The sequence below is a fragment of the Pseudomonas sp. GM74 genome (assembly GCF_000282455.1).
Classification (GTDB): domain Bacteria; phylum Pseudomonadota; class Gammaproteobacteria; order Pseudomonadales; family Pseudomonadaceae; genus Aquipseudomonas.
This window is the reverse complement of sequence record NZ_AKJG01000074.1, coordinates 1-14,526: the sequence shown is the minus strand read 5'-3', so window position 1 is coordinate 14,526 and position 14,526 is coordinate 1. Positions and strand designations below refer to the sequence as shown.

At 59.9% G+C, this 14,526-nt stretch carries 9 protein-coding genes, 1 tRNA gene and 1 pseudogene; 10 read left to right on the top strand and 1 reads right to left on the bottom strand.

What is annotated here, in order from left to right:
• Positions 1–74 precede the first annotated feature (74 nt).
• The 10 genes and pseudogenes from uca to PMI34_RS0127320 all read left to right on the top strand — a co-directional run bounded on the left by uca (position 75) and on the right by PMI34_RS0127320 (position 13,221).
• On the top strand, positions 75–3,707 hold the full coding sequence (uca, locus tag PMI34_RS12085; RefSeq protein ID WP_008050701.1) for an urea carboxylase: 3,633 nt from the start codon (positions 75–77) through the stop codon (positions 3,705–3,707).
• A gap of 25 nt (positions 3,708–3,732) precedes the next feature.
• Positions 3,733–5,511, top strand: coding sequence for an allophanate hydrolase (gene atzF / locus PMI34_RS12090; RefSeq protein WP_008050700.1), 1,779 nt, complete (start codon positions 3,733–3,735; stop codon positions 5,509–5,511).
• Between the two features lie 191 nt (positions 5,512–5,702).
• A complete protein-coding gene (locus tag PMI34_RS12095) occupies positions 5,703–7,196 on the top strand; it encodes a sensor domain-containing diguanylate cyclase (protein ID WP_008050698.1) in 1,494 nt (497 codons plus the stop codon).
• Positions 7,183–7,401, top strand: a complete 219-nt coding sequence (locus tag PMI34_RS12100; RefSeq protein ID WP_008050697.1) for a cysteine-rich CWC family protein — start codon at positions 7,183–7,185, stop codon at positions 7,399–7,401. Before PMI34_RS12095 ends, PMI34_RS12100 begins: the two co-directional genes overlap by 14 nt.
• Before the next feature lie 34 nt (positions 7,402–7,435).
• Positions 7,436–8,128 carry a pseudouridine synthase gene (locus tag PMI34_RS12105; RefSeq protein WP_008050695.1) on the top strand — a complete coding sequence of 231 codons (693 nt, stop codon included), beginning with the start codon at positions 7,436–7,438 and terminating at the stop codon, positions 8,126–8,128.
• Between the two features lie 314 nt (positions 8,129–8,442).
• The gene (locus tag PMI34_RS12110) at positions 8,443–9,327 is read left to right on the top strand and encodes an alpha/beta fold hydrolase (protein ID WP_008050694.1); all 885 of its coding nucleotides are present in this window, start codon (positions 8,443–8,445) and stop codon (positions 9,325–9,327) included.
• 181 nt (positions 9,328–9,508) lie between these two features.
• Positions 9,509–9,582, top strand: a tRNA-Gly gene (locus tag PMI34_RS0127325).
• Positions 9,583–9,950: 368 nt separating this feature from the next.
• The gene (locus PMI34_RS12115; RefSeq protein WP_008050692.1) at positions 9,951–11,495 is read left to right on the top strand and encodes a Fic family protein; all 1,545 of its coding nucleotides are present in this window, start codon (positions 9,951–9,953) and stop codon (positions 11,493–11,495) included.
• A gap of 681 nt (positions 11,496–12,176) precedes the next feature.
• Positions 12,177–12,445, top strand: a pseudogene (locus tag PMI34_RS29340) (short-chain dehydrogenase).
• A 20-nt stretch (positions 12,446–12,465) separates the two neighbouring features.
• Positions 12,466–13,221, top strand: coding sequence for a class I SAM-dependent DNA methyltransferase (locus PMI34_RS0127320; protein ID WP_008050690.1), 756 nt, complete (start codon positions 12,466–12,468; stop codon positions 13,219–13,221).
• 292 nt (positions 13,222–13,513) lie between these two features.
• On the opposite strand, the gene tam is transcribed toward PMI34_RS0127320, so the two are convergent.
• On the bottom strand, positions 13,514–14,284 hold the full coding sequence (tam, locus tag PMI34_RS12120; protein WP_008050688.1) for a trans-aconitate 2-methyltransferase: 771 nt from the start codon (positions 14,282–14,284) through the stop codon (positions 13,514–13,516).
• Between the last annotated feature and the right edge of the window lie 242 nt (positions 14,285–14,526).

The following is a 14,526-nucleotide window of genomic DNA, read 5'->3' as shown; positions in this document are numbered from 1 at the left end:
TGCCTTTCGAAAAACTGCGGGACGGCCCGCATCCCAGTCGAGGCTGATGCGCTATCGCCTCCGGGGGTTATGCCATGTTCGAAAAAGTCCTGATTGCCAACCGTGGCGCCATTGCCTGCCGCATCCTGCGGACCTTGCGGGAGCTGCAAGTGCCGGGCGTTGCCGTGTACTCCGAAGCCGATGCCGCCAGCCTGCACATCCTGCAAGCCGATGAGGCCCACAGCCTCGGTGAGGGTGCAGCGGCCGGAACTTACCTGGCGGTCAACAAGATCCTCGCCATCGCCAAGTCCACCGGCGCCACCGCGATCCATCCCGGCTACGGCTTTCTCTCGGAAAACGCCGCGTTCGCCGAAGCCTGCGAGGCCGTCAACATTGCCTTTATCGGACCGACACCCGAACAACTGCGGGTGTTCGGCCTCAAGCACACCGCACGCGCCCTGGCCAAACAACACGGCGTGCCGATGCTCGAAGGCACCGAACTGCTCGACAGCCTCGATGCCGCGCTGCTGGCTGGTGAACAGGTCGGCTACCCGGTGATGCTCAAGAGCACCGCTGGCGGTGGCGGCATCGGCATGCGCGTATGCCGCAGCGCGGCCGAGTTGAGCGAATCCTTCGAAGCGGTCAAGCGCCTGGGCCAGAACAATTTCAGCGACGCCGGAGTGTTCATCGAGAAGTACATCCAGCGCGCCCGGCACCTGGAAGTGCAGGTGTTCGGCGACGGTCACGGTGACGTGATCGCCCTCGGCGTGCGTGATTGCTCGGTGCAACGACGCAACCAGAAAGTCCTCGAAGAAACCCCGGCGCCGAACCTGCCCGACGGCATGGTCGAAGAGCTGTGCACAGCGGCGATCAAATTGGCCAAGGCAGTGAATTACCGCAGCGCCGGCACCGTGGAGTTTGTGTTCGACAGCGAGGCCCGGCGCTTTTACTTCCTGGAAGTGAACACCCGTTTGCAGGTGGAACACGGTGTCACCGAACAGGTGTGGGGTGTCGACCTGGTGCGCTGGATGGTGCAACTGGCGGCCGGTGATCTGCCGCCCCTGAGCGAACTGATGCAAGGTTTGAAACCGGTGGGCCATGCGATCCAGGCGCGGTTGTATGCCGAAGATCCGGGCCGCGACTTTCAACCGAGTCCAGGCTTGCTTACTGCCGTGGATTTCCCGGTGGCCAATGGCATTGAACTGCGTATCGACACCTGGGTCGAAGCTGGCTGCGAGATTGCGCCCTACTTCGACCCGATGATCGCCAAGGTCATCAGTTGGGCCCCGACTCGCGAAGAGGCCACCGCTGACCTGCATCAGGCGCTGGGGGCCAGCCTGCTCTACGGCGTGGAAACCAACCGCGATTACCTGCGGCAGATTCTGCTCGATGCACCTTTCGCCAGTGGCCAGCCGTGGACCCGTTGCCTGGAAGGCCTGGTGTATCAAGCCAACACCTTTGAAGTGCTCAGCGCCGGTACGCAAACCAGCGTTCAGGACTATCCCGGCCGTCTCGGTTACTGGGCGGTTGGCGTGCCGCCATCGGGGCCGATGGACAACCGGGCGCTGCGTCTGGGTAACCGTTTGCTGGGCAATGACGAAGGCGCGGCGGCGCTGGAAGTCACCATGAGCGGGCCGTTGTTGCGCTTCAATTGCGAGGCGGTGGTGGCGGTGACTGGCGCGGTGATTCCATTGTTGCTCAACGGTGAACGCGTACCGATGAACACGGCACTGCTGATTCCAGCGGGCGCGGCGTTGAGCCTTGGCACCATCGCAGGCGCAGGCGCCCGCAGCTATCTGTGCCTGCGTGGCGGCCTGCAGGTACCGGATTATCTGGGCAGCAAAAGCACCTTCACCCTGGGTCAGTTTGGTGGTCACGGCGGTCGCGCGTTGCGCGCCGGTGATGTGTTGCACCTGCCAGCCCTCAATGACCGCAGTGCCGGTCAGCAACTGGCTGACGAGCAGGTCACCGACCTGCCGGCGATTCGGCAGATTCGCGTGATCTACGGCCCTCACGGTGCCCCGGAATACTTCACGGAAAACTACATCGGCACCTTCTTCGCCACGCAGTGGGAAGTGCATTTCAACTCCAGCCGTACCGGCATTCGCTTGATCGGACCGAAGCCTGAGTGGGTGCGCGCCGACGGCGGTGAAGCCGGTTTGCATCCGTCGAACATCCACGACAATCCTTATGCGATCGGCGCGGTGGATTTTACCGGTGACATGCCGGTCATCCTCGGCCCGGATGGCCCGAGCCTTGGCGGGTTCGTGTGCCCGGTGACGGTGATCGAGGCGGATCTTTGGCAACTTGGGCAGCTCAAGGCCGGGGACAAGGTGCAGTTTGTGCCGGTAGATTTGCAGACTGCCCGATCACTGGCCCGCAAATGGGATACCTGTGGGAGCTGGCTTGCCAGCGATGAGGCCCGACCCGACACCGCATCAACTTCATCGCTGGCAAGCCAGCTCCCACAGGGTATTAAGTCGCCTGTTGTTTTGGAGTTGGGTCAGGGAGACACGCAACTGGTCGCGAGGCTGTCGGGCGATACTCACCTACTGCTCGAAATCGGCGCCCCGGAACTGGACCTGGTCCTGCGCTTCCGCGCCCACGCTCTGATGCAGGCGCTGGAAAGCAAAGTCCTGCACGGCGTGATCGACCTGACGCCGGGCATCCGTTCGCTGCAAATCCACTATCAGCCCGAGCAACTGCCGCTGTCCGACCTGCTCGGCATCGTCGCTGGCGAATGGGACGCCGTGTGCGCCGCCAAGGACCTGCAAGTGCCCTCGCGCATCGTGCATCTACCACTATCCTGGGACGACCCTGCGTGCCAGTTGGCCATCGAGAAATATATGACCACGGTGCGCAAGGACGCGCCGTGGTGCCCGAGCAACCTGGAGTTCATCCGCCGCATCAACGACCTGCCGAACCTCGACGAAGTGCAGCGCACGGTGTTCGACGCCAGTTACCTGGTGATGGGCCTGGGCGACGTCTACCTCGGCGCACCGGTCGCCACCCCGCTCGACCCGCGCCATCGCCTGGTAACCACCAAGTACAACCCGGCGCGCACCTGGACCGCGGAAAACTCTGTGGGCATCGGTGGCGCCTACATGTGCGTCTACGGTATGGAAGGCCCCGGCGGCTATCAGTTTGTCGGGCGCACGTTGCAGATGTGGAACCGCTACCGCGAAGTTACCGCGTTCGATGGCAAACCCTGGTTGCTGCGGTTTTTCGACCAGATCCGTTTCTACCCGGTCAGCGCCGATGAACTGCTGCGCATCCGCCGGGATTTCCCCCTCGGGCGCTTCGACCTGAACATCGAGCACAGTCAGTTGAACCTGGCGGATTACCAGGCGTTCCTGGCCCGGGAAGCCGAGACCATCGACGCGTTTCGCGATCAGCAAAAAGGCGCATTCAATGCCGAGCGCGAACGCTGGATCGCCAGTGGCCAGGCGCATTTCGACAGTGAAGAACCGGCTCCGGAGGCCACCGAAGATGCACCGCTGGCAAACGGCCAACAGAGCATCGACAGCCACATCGCCGGCAACCTCTGGCAGGTCCAGGTCGAAGCCGGCAACCGCGTCGAGGCCGGCGATGTGCTGGTGATCCTGGAGTCGATGAAGATGGAAATTCCCTTGCTCGCGCCAATGGCCGGCGTGGTGCGCGAGATTCGCGTGCAACCGGGTTCGGCGGTGCGCGCCGGGCAGCGTGTCGTGGTGCTGGAACTCGACTGAACCCATTCTGAAAAGGACTCATGCCATGAACATCAATCTGCAACTCGACGCCCTGCGCGACGCTTATCGCGACGGCCGCACCACGCCACGGCAATTGCTGCTGCAACTGCGGGACAAAGCCGCCGCGCTGAACCCGGACTATCACCTGTTCATCCACTTGCTCAGTGTCGATGAACTGGAGCCCTACCTCGCTGCCCTCGACGGTCGCGACTTCGACAGCCTGCCGCTGTACGGCGTGCCGTTTGCGATCAAGGACAACATCGACCTGGCGGGCATTCCGACCACCGCGGCGTGCCCGGCATTCGCCTACGTGCCGGAGCGTTCGGCGACCATCGTCGAACAATTGCTGGCCCTTGGTGCGATCCCGTTGGGCAAGACCAACCTCGACCAGTTCGCCACGGGGCTCAACGGCAGCCGCTCACCGTACGGCGTGTGCCCCAACAGCATATTGCCGGAGTATCCCTCGGGCGGTTCCAGCGCCGGATCGTCGCTGGCGGTGGCGCTCGGGGTCGCGAGTTTTGCGCTGGGCACCGACACCGCCGGCTCCGGGCGGGTGCCGGCGGCGTTGAACAACCTGGTCGGCCTGAAAGCCACCAAGGGCCTGATCTCGACGGCCGGCGTGGTTCCGGCCTGTCGTACGCTGGATTGTGTCACCACTTTCACCGCCACGGCGCGGGAGGCCAGTCAGTTGCTGGCGCTCACCGCACGCCTCGACCCACGGGACGAATACAGCCGCAGCAATCCACTGTGGAACGACGGCTCGGCGTTCGGTACACCACGCCCCTTCCGTTTCGGCGTACCCCGTGCACAGGACCTGCAATTCTTCGGTTGCCCTGAAGGCCCGCTGTTGTTCGGTGATGCCATCGACCGCCTCAAGGCCCTGGGCGGCGAAGCGGTGGAACTGGACCTGTCGCCGTTCCTGGAGGCCGCACGCTTGCTCTATGAAGGCCCGTGGGTGGCCGAACGCTACAGCGTGACCGGGGAGTTGATGGCGCAAAAACCCGAGGCCGTGTTGCCGGTGATTCGCGCCGTTTTGGCCAAGGCACCCGCTGTCGATGGCGTACAAACTTTCCGCGCCCAATACCGGCTGCAAGCGCTCAAAGCCCTGTGTGACACAGCGCTGGAAGGCCTGGATTGCGTCGTCACACCGACCATCGGCCGTCCGGTGACGCTGGCGGAACTCGAGGTCGAACCGGTGCTGCGCAATTCGCAACTGGGCTACTACACCAACTTCATGAACCTGCTCGACTTCGCCGCCGTCGCCGTGCCCAGCGCATTCATGGACAACGGCATGCCCTGGGGCGTGACGCTGTTTGGCCGCGCCTTCACCGATCAGTATCTGTTGAGCGTGGCGGATGCCCTGCAGCGCCAGCAGGGCCTGGCCGCGCCTGCACCGGCGACGATTGCCCGCCATGATCGGGCGCGGCTGGTGGTCTGCGGTGCGCACCTGGACGGGTTGGCGTTGAACTGGCAGCTCAAGCAGCGCGGTGCCCGTTTGATGGAAACGACATTCAGCTCGCCGGATTATCAACTCCATGCCCTGGCCGGCGGCCCGCCGTTTCGTCCGGGCATGGTCCGCGTGAAGGATGGCGGCGTGGCGATTGCGGTGGAGGTCTGGGAGTTGCCGAGCAGCGAGTTGGGGTCGTTCCTGACCGGGATTCCGGCGCCATTGGGGTTGGGCAAGGTACAACTGGCGGATGGTCGCTGGGAGAGCGGGTTTATCTGCGAGGCCTATGGGCTGGAGGGCGCGGTGAACATCAGCCATTTGGGCGGGTGGCGGGCCTACCTGAAAAATCTGCGTTGATCTCTCGATTCGCGGGCAAGCCCGCTCCCACAAGGACCGCGCTGTACCTGTGGGAGCGGGCTTGCCCGCGAAGGCGTCGGCTCAGGCACCACAGCCCTTGATGCTTGCCGATTCATTCTGCAAATGCCGCAGTTTTTCCCCTGCAGTGCCATTAGAATGCCTGCCATCGGACCACTGCCAACGGAACTGCCATGCCGCTTCGCTCGCCGCTGTACTCTCAACGTTCGTTGGTACTCACGCTGGTCGCGTTGCTGGGCGCAGGTTTCCTCGCCACCTCCTTCCTCAGTTACTACGCCTCCCGGGCCTCGATCCGCGACAACATCGTCAACACCGAACTGCCGCTGACGTCGGACACGGTCTACTCGGAAATCCAGAAAGACCTTGTCAGGCCGATCCTGATTTCCTCGATGATGGCCCGCGACACCTTCATGCGCGACTGGGTGGTCAACGGTGAGAAAGACTCTGACCAGATGACCCGTTACCTCAACGAGGTCATGACCCACTACGGCGCCTACACCGCGTTCTTCGTCTCCAACACCAGCCTGACCTACTACCATGCCAAGGGTGTGTTCAAGCAGGTCAAGACCACCGAGCCCCGCGATGCCTGGTACTTTCGCGTGCGGGACATGAAGGATCCGTACGAGATCAACGTCGACCCGGACCTCGCCAACAAGGACAACCTGACCTTCTTCATCAACTACAAGGTCTACGACTACAACAGCCGATTCATCGGCGCGGCCGGGGTTGGCCTGACCGTCGACGCCGTGATCAAGTTGATCGACAAGTACCAGCAACGTTATCAACGCAGTGTGTATTTCGTCGACAACTTCGGGCGCCTGGTGCTCACCGGCGCCGAAGGGGGGCCGCAGGGTGCGCACATCGGGCAGAAACTCAGCGAACTCGACAGCATGAAAGACCTGGTCAGCCGGCTGCCCAAACCCCACAGCGGCAGTTACGAATACTCCGTGCAGGGCCAGGGGCATTTCCTCAACGTGCGGTTTATCCCGGAGCTGAACTGGTACCTGTTCGTCGACAAACGCGAAGACAGCGCCCTTGGTGAAATCCGCCAGTCGCTGTACCTCAACCTGTTGATCTGCCTGCTGGTGACCTTGATCGTGCTGGCCTTGCTCAACCGGGTGATCAAACGCTATCAGGACAAGATCCAGGCCCAGGCCATCCTCGACAGCCTGACCGAACTGCCCAACCGTCGTGGCTTCGACCTGCTGGCCGCGCAAGCCATGCACGAAGCCCGGCGCGAGCCCAGGCCCCTGACCGCCTTGCTGCTGGACCTCGACCATTTCAAGGCGTTGAACGACACCTACGGCCACCTGGCCGGCGACCAGGTACTGACCGGTTTCGCCCGGGATCTGGAAAGTTGCCTGCGGCACTCCGACATCGTCTGCCGCTGGGGCGGTGAAGAGTTCATCGTGCTGCTCAAGGACACCGACGGTAAGACCGGTCTGATGATTGCCGAGAAAATTCGTCAGCACGTGGAACAACAGCTCTATGCCTACAACGACAAAGCCTTGCAACTGACAGTGAGCATCGGCCTCACCACCCTGCAGCCCGATGACACCTTGCACAGCCTGCTGTCACGGGCGGATCATGCGATGTATCGTGCCAAGCAAACCGGCCGTAACCGCACCTGCGTGGAAAAACCTCACTCCAGCTATGAACCAGCCTGACCTCTGCCCCGCCTGCGGCGCCCCCAACGACTGCACCCTGGCCGACCCGCGAACCGCTGACCGCGCCTGCTGGTGCTACGGCGTCAGCATCGACCCGGCCGTGCTCCAGGCGCTGCCGGCGGAACTGCGCGACGCCTCGTGTCTGTGCCCGCGCTGTGCCGAGGTCGAGGCGCAGTTGCAAGCAGCGTCCGGGTCGATCAAGTAAGATGCGCGCCCCTTTCCCTACCGATCCTTAAGTCATGCGTGTCGACCGTTTCCTCAGCAACCTGCCGTGCTTCAACCGTAAGCAGGTGCGCCTGTTGCTGGTGGAAAAACGCGTCAGGGTTGACGCAAAAGTCGTCAGCGACCCGCACAGCGAAGTCCGCGAATTCAGCCGAGTCGAAGTCGACAACGAAGTACTGCAACTCGGCAAACCCCTGCGCCACTTCATGTTGCACAAGCCCGCCGGATGCGTCAGCGCCACCCGGGATCCGCAGCACCCGACCGTGCTCGATCTGATCCAGGAACCGGACAAGGACGAACTGCACATCGCCGGACGCCTGGACTTCAACACCACCGGCCTGATGCTGATCACCAACGACGGCAGCTGGTCGCGGCGCCTGACCCAACCGCAGACCAAACTGCCCAAGGTCTATTACGTCGAGACCGAGCAGGACATCGGCCCCGAATACGCGATCACGTTCAGCCAAGGGCTGTACTTCGCCTTCGAAGACCTCACCACGCAACCGGCCGGGCTAGAGCTGCTCGGGCCAAAATGCGCACGCCTGAGCATCGTTGAGGGCCGTTATCACCAGGTCAAGCGCATGTTCGGCCACTTCAACAACAAGGTGATGCGCCTGCACCGCGAACGCATGGGGCCGCTGGTGCTCGACGACGCGTTGAAACCGGGCGAATACCGGCCACTGAGCGCTGAAGAGATCGGATCGATCTAAGCAGGCGACCGCCGAGCAGAAAGTTGTCGAACAATTTACCAACGGCACTTGCGCGATGACGTGACCCCTGCTTGAATCAGGACGTCGGCCGAAATGTGACCGACGAGTCACCACATACTTCTAAGAAACTTTTTGCCGGTAGGAACCCTTGGGTTCCGGCCTCATCCGGCAGACTGCCCGCCAATAACAATACCCGTCGACCGGACTGCAATGGATCGACATGGGCCTCTCAAATTCCAGGCGTATGCCTACCTGTCACAAAGCTCGTGCAATCTCTATTTGCGCGCATACCCGCTTGCCAGGAGTCTTATGACATGAGGCCAGAAATCGCTGTGCTGGATATACAGGGTCAGTATCGGGTTTACACGGAGTTCTATCGCGCAGACGCCGCAGAGAAGACCATTATCTTGGTCAACGGCTCGATGGCCACGACTGCGTCGTTTGCACAAACCGTGAAAAACCTCCATCCGCAGTTCAACGTCGTCTGCTACGACCAGCCCTACGCGGGCCGGTCAAAAGCCCACAACCTGCATGAAAAAATGCTCACCAAGGAAATCGAAGGGCAGATCCTTCTTGAGCTGATCGACCACTTCGCCGCCGAACACGTGCTGTCGTTCTCCTGGGGCGGTGCGGCGACCATGATGGCGTTGTCGCAACGGCCACGGCGCATCGAAAAAGCCGTGATCAGCTCGTTCTCCCCGGTGATCAACGCGCACATGCTCGACTACCTCGAGCGCGGCGTCGAACACCTCGGCAACCTGGACCGCGACCGGGTCGGACACCTGGTGAACGACACCATCGGCAAACACCTGCCGTCGCTGTTCAAGCGCTTCAACTATCGCCACGTCAGCTCCCTGGCCGAACATGAGTACGGGCAGATGCACTTCCACATCAATGACGTGCTGCACAGCGACCGCCAGTGCTACCTGCACGCGGCGAAGAAAATCGACGTGCCGGTGCTGTTCCTCAACGGCGAATGGGACGAATACACCGCCGCCGACGACGCCCGGTTGTTCGCCGGCCATGTGCAACACAGCACGTTCAGCACCATTCAGGCTACCGGCCACTTTCTCGACATGGAGCACAAAGCCGCCTGCCGAGACAGCCGCAACGCACTGATGGGCTTCCTGAAACCAGCGCAACACGAAAGCCGACCGCGTTACCACAACGTCCAGGAACACCATGCATTGGCAGGCTGAAGTAGCGTCATCGCGAGCAAGCACCGCCCTGCTGCGTTAAACGCATTCTGCAGGCGCGAGGCTTGCCCGCGATCGACCGTCAAACGGTCCGGGCTTTTTTGTCACATCTGCGTTAAGCCCGCTCCACGTAAAGAAAAACTTCAAATCCGCGGCCGTATCTGGTACAAAGTCAGCGCTCTGAGCGGGTGTCGTATAATGGCATTACTCCAGCTTCCCAAGCTGATAACGAGGGTTCGATTCCCTTCACCCGCTCCAATCGAATTTTGATCTCACGTCAGGGTGGTTTTGACGGGGGATGTAGAGACAGAAAAAACCGGTCCAAGTGGCCGGTTTTTTTGTGGGTGGGATTTGGGGGGGACTCGCTGGTATAGGGACTCCTCCTCATCCGAACCTTGCGCAACTTTTTTCGTTTAGAAGGCTTACCTGGCGCCCCCCATACGCAAAGCGCTCCTGTGCAGAAGCGGCTACTATAAAAGTCCCGTTAGCGTTTTTTTCGCATGATGGTGATTTGTTAGCGAATTTCGGTGACCGTTAACCCTTTCACCCCCCACGCGAAATTAACGTTTTCGCGTAGGATCAGTTATTTGTTAGCGTTTTTATCGCCTCAGTAAAGGATTTCGTTAATGCAGGTCGGTTTAAAGGCACTCGCAAACCAGTACGACATCGTTCTGGCACAGCCATTGCGCGTCGAATCGACGATTGGCACGACACGTGTCAGTCGCGAAAGCAGCGGGCATACGCAGAATCAGTATCCCCCGAGCTACCGGCCTGCCGACGATTTCTCAGGGCATTTCGAATTCGGCCTCAAATACGAAGAGATCCATCTCGAATTCTTTGCTCGCTTGTTTGCAAAGACCGGACCCGACCCTATCGAAGCCTGGTGCCGGCGAGAGCCTTTTGGCCAATATGCTCGCCGCACGGGGTTTCTCTATGAATGGCTGACAGGGCAAAGTCTGGATGTGCCAGACGTAACCAACGGTGGCTATGTCGATGCACTTTCTGCGCAGGACTACCTCACCCGTAGTGAACCACCACGAGTTCGACGTTGGCGAGTCAAAAACAACCTGCCCGGTACACCCGGTTTTTGCCCTTTAGTTCGTCGTACGACGGCAGTCAAAGAGGCTCTGCAATTCGATCTCGGCGCGGAGTTGAAAGAGTTGGATCGAACCTTTGGTGCCGATATCTTGATGCGTACGGCCAGTTGGTTGACGTTCAAGGAGTCACGAGCCAGCTTTCTCATCGAAAAAGAGGCCGACCAGGCTGATCGCATCCAGCGTTTTGCGCATGTCATTGCCCAGCACTGCGGCCATATCGAAGCCCCATTAAGCAATGACAGCCTACGTTCCCTGCAAGCCGGTATTCTGGGTCGAGATGCCATTGGGCTCGGCTTGCGGCGCTCCCCGGTATTTGTAGGTCAGGCCACAATGCGCGAGGACATCGTGCATTACATTGCCCCGCACTTTGAAGAACTTGCCCCTCTACTGGAAGGCCTCAACGAGTTCGAGATCGCAACGCGGGGTGCCGAGTCAGTGGCACGCGCCGCAGTGCTTGCATTCGGCTTCGTGTACATCCATCCCATGCGTGACGGCAACGGCCGGATTCATCGCTTCCTGATCAACGACACCTTGATCAGGGACAAGGCAGTGCCCGACGGAGTGATCCTGCCCGTGTCAGCCACTATCACCAGTTCGATCGATTTCAGGGCAGGCTACGACCGTACGCTCGAGGTGTTTTCACGACCGTTTATGCGCCGTTACGCGGCAGCTTATCGATTTAGTGAACTCGTGACCTATGAGGACGGAACTCCCAGCAATTTCATCTTCGATGAATACGTAGACGCAAGCTTTGCGTGGCGATACCCCGATCTCACCGAACATGTCCTGTACACAGCCCGCGTCGTCGAGCACACGATTCGTACGGAGATGGCGGATGAAGCCCGAGTCTTGGTTATCTTTCAGCGTGCGCAGGAACAACTCAAAGAAGTGCTCGAAATGCCGGATCAGGATGCCAACCGCATCATCCGTTCGATCAAGGAGAACGGCTGGGTGGTGTCCGGAAAGCTGAAGAAAGGATACCCGCAGCTTGAAGATGAAGGCATGGCGCAACGTGTTGTGGATGCAGTGCGCTCCGCGTTTGAGGATCAAGTGATGGGAGCTGGTAAAGAGTGATCTTCGGTAGAACTGGATAGCGTGCAACTGCAGCTAAAAAGGAGACCGGTCCGAGTGGCTAATGCCAGTCAGTTAAGCAATTTCAGCCGCGCCCCCCTTTGTAGCAGCTGCCGAGCCCGCGAGGCTGCGTACGGCTGCGAAGCAGTCGTAAAATCAGTCATTGCGGTATGTCAGGCAGGCCGCATCAGCTGGACTCACGACTGCCATGCAGCCGAACGCAGCCTCGCGGGCTCGGCAGCTGCTACAGATCGCATTACCGCTTAACTGACTGGCATTAGCCCCCAGTGACCGGTTTTTTTGGGGGGGTGGGATTTGGTGAAATCGTGCTTCTCTCCGGGCGCCTGCTCGGGCCATTTTTCAGAAACAGCAACGTCCTACATTAGTCTGGGAATTGTCCGTACACTTGCGCATTGCTGTGCCTTTGTCATGAGACCTATAGTCCGAGCACGCCCAAATGGCGTATCGGGTTTGGCGACTCGATGGTAAAGGCCCAGAAACCTCCGAGCTATCTCGGAGCGTTTCTGAACGCACTTGGCTGCCTGTTTTTTTTGGTGGCTGTGCGTGGGAGACTCTAGGGTCTGCCGGTTTAGCCTTGCCCCGGTTCGCCAACCCGCGTACAGCTGCCACCCCTTGTTTGGCGACAATGAGTGGTAGATAACCTCACTATCAAGGCAATCACTCATGAACGAATTTATGGCTTTAACTAGCAAGCCGACGATCTACCCTCCTTTTACGTCAACACCACACAACCGTTGCATTCACTGCTCAGCAGTGCCCGTTACCGAATCGGTGCCGTGACGCAGGTTCTCGAAAATCTCGCGATGCGAGGTGAAATCAGCACTGACTCCGTGATCCTCAGCGACTTCGCATTATTGTGCTGCATCCCCTTGCGCGATGGTTGCGATGTACTGGATGTCATCGCTCGACGCATGGATGCAGAACCGTCCTGACGTAATCTGTGGGAGCGAGCTTGCTCGCGATAGCGGACTGGCAGACAACATGGAAGTTGAATGTGAAACCGTCATCGTCGGAACGCCGCCCGGACCAAGCTCGCTCCCACAATGACTGCGCTTACAAATCCACAACGTACAACCCGTTTCCCCTCATCGCCCGCCCCGCTAGCATTTCCCTCACCTTCACCCCCCCCTCTTCACTGCACGGCTATCAGCGAACTCGCGTCATCATTTTTCGAAAGAGCGTACTCGGGCTCGACGTTTCGAAAAAGATGCTGGAGCAGGCGTGCAAAACCACCGCCGCATCAAACATCCGTTATGAGCGCGCCGACCTGGAAGCCCTCGATCTGCCGGGCGGCGGTTTCGATCTCGCCTACAGCTCCTTGGCGCTGCATTACATCAAGGACTTGCCGGGGTTGTTCGCCAATGTCCATGCGGCGCTAAAACCCGGCGCGCATTTCGTGTTTTCCATCGAACATCCGATCTTCATGGCACCGCGTAACCCTGGCTGGATCATTGATGCCGAAGGCCGCAAGAGTTGGCCGGTGGACGGTTATCAGCGTGAAGGTGAGCGTGTGACCCACTGGCTGGCCGACGGTGTGATCAAGCAGCATCGCACCATTGGCACGTTGCTCAACATGCTGATTGCAGCGGGCTTCTGCATCCGCCATGTCAATGAATGGGGGCCGAGCGATGCCGAGGTGGCGGCGCAACCGGCGCTTGCCGAAGAGCGGGAGCGGCCGATGATGATGTTGGTCGGCGTTCAGCGCTGAGCCACGCTCATATCTTTTGCGTATAGATCACCGCAAGCGAGTAAAGAAGCCGTAGAGCTGCGTTAAGCCCGGCAACAGTTCCCTTATTCTCCCGGCTCACCCTTCGTCCCGAGATCAACATGCACAATTCAGAGTTGGGAATCATGATCATTTCAATGATCGGGTTGTTCGGCTTTGCCTCGTTTGCCTTTGAGTACTTGAGTGCCCGGCGCTCAAAAAAGAACAAGCCACAGTGATTTTTCCAAACCGTAAAAAGGGGCAGATGACGCTCATCAACTGTCCCTGTTTTGCATCAGCGGGTCGCAACGATAAACAGTCGCGGAAACGGCAGCAGCACCGACCCATCGGCCAAGGCCGGATACGCCCGCTCGATAGCAGCCTGATATTGCTTCAGATACTGCGCCCGTTCCGCCTCGTCCAGCGGATCGAGAAACGGCCGCAAGCCACTGCCCTTGAACCACTCCACCACGCCAGACGCACCGCCCGCGAGCGGATGATGGTAGGTGGTGCGCCACACATCGACGCGGGTGCAACAGGCTTTCAATATCGAATAGTAGCCACTGGCATCGGCCATTTCCGTCCGTTGCCCAGCGGCGCCCGCCAGTTTGCTGACCCATGGGCCATCAGCGGCGACTTCACGCATCAAACGGTGCGAGTGTTCATTCAGGTTGTCAGGCATCTGGACGGCCAGGCTGCCACCCGCCGAGAGTTTGCTAACCAATGAAGGCAACAACGTCGCGTGATCAGGCACCCATTGCAACACCGCGTTAGCAAAAATCACGTCGAACGGGCCGTTGTCATTCCAGGTGTCGATGTCGGCAACATCGAACTGCACCTGAGGCAGGCGTTTACGTGCGGCATCGATCATGTCGGTCGAACTGTCCAGCCCACGCACCGTTGCGTTGGCAAAGCGCTCCACCAGCAACTCGGTGGAGTTGCCGGGCCCACAACCGATATCGATGGCCGAGCGCACGTCCCCAGGGGGGATGGCCGCCAGCAGGTCACGGGCGGGACGGGTGCGTTCATCTTCAAAAGCGACGTACTGTTTGGCGGACCAACTCATTGCGTTCTCCTGTCGGTGCGTTGTTCTGGCCGAAGCCGACAATCGGGTAGCTACATTACATCGCCTGACAGGTTCCGCTCTATTCCACTTTTGGTAAGAGTCATCGCTAAACGTTTCAGAAAAAACCGGCGTGATTAGCTAATGCCAGTCAGTTAAGCGGTAATGCGATCTGTAGCAGCTTGCGTTCGGCTGCATAGCAGTCGTGAGTCCAGCTGACGCGGCCTGCCTGACGTACCGCAATG

Coding starts and splice junctions, on each gene's coding strand:
- atzF (WP_008050700.1), top strand. CDS start 3,733: ATGAACATCAATCTGCAACTCGACGCCCTGCGCGACGCTTATCGCGAC.
- PMI34_RS12095 (WP_008050698.1), top strand. CDS start 5,703: ATGCCGCTTCGCTCGCCGCTGTACTCTCAACGTTCGTTGGTACTCACG.
- uca (WP_008050701.1), top strand. CDS start 75: ATGTTCGAAAAAGTCCTGATTGCCAACCGTGGCGCCATTGCCTGCCGC.
- tam (WP_008050688.1), bottom strand. CDS start 14,284: ATGAGTTGGTCCGCCAAACAGTACGTCGCTTTTGAAGATGAACGCACC.
- PMI34_RS12115 (WP_008050692.1), top strand. CDS start 9,951: ATGCAGGTCGGTTTAAAGGCACTCGCAAACCAGTACGACATCGTTCTG.
- PMI34_RS12100 (WP_008050697.1), top strand. CDS start 7,183: ATGAACCAGCCTGACCTCTGCCCCGCCTGCGGCGCCCCCAACGACTGC.
- PMI34_RS12105 (WP_008050695.1), top strand. CDS start 7,436: ATGCGTGTCGACCGTTTCCTCAGCAACCTGCCGTGCTTCAACCGTAAG.
- PMI34_RS12110 (WP_008050694.1), top strand. CDS start 8,443: ATGAGGCCAGAAATCGCTGTGCTGGATATACAGGGTCAGTATCGGGTT.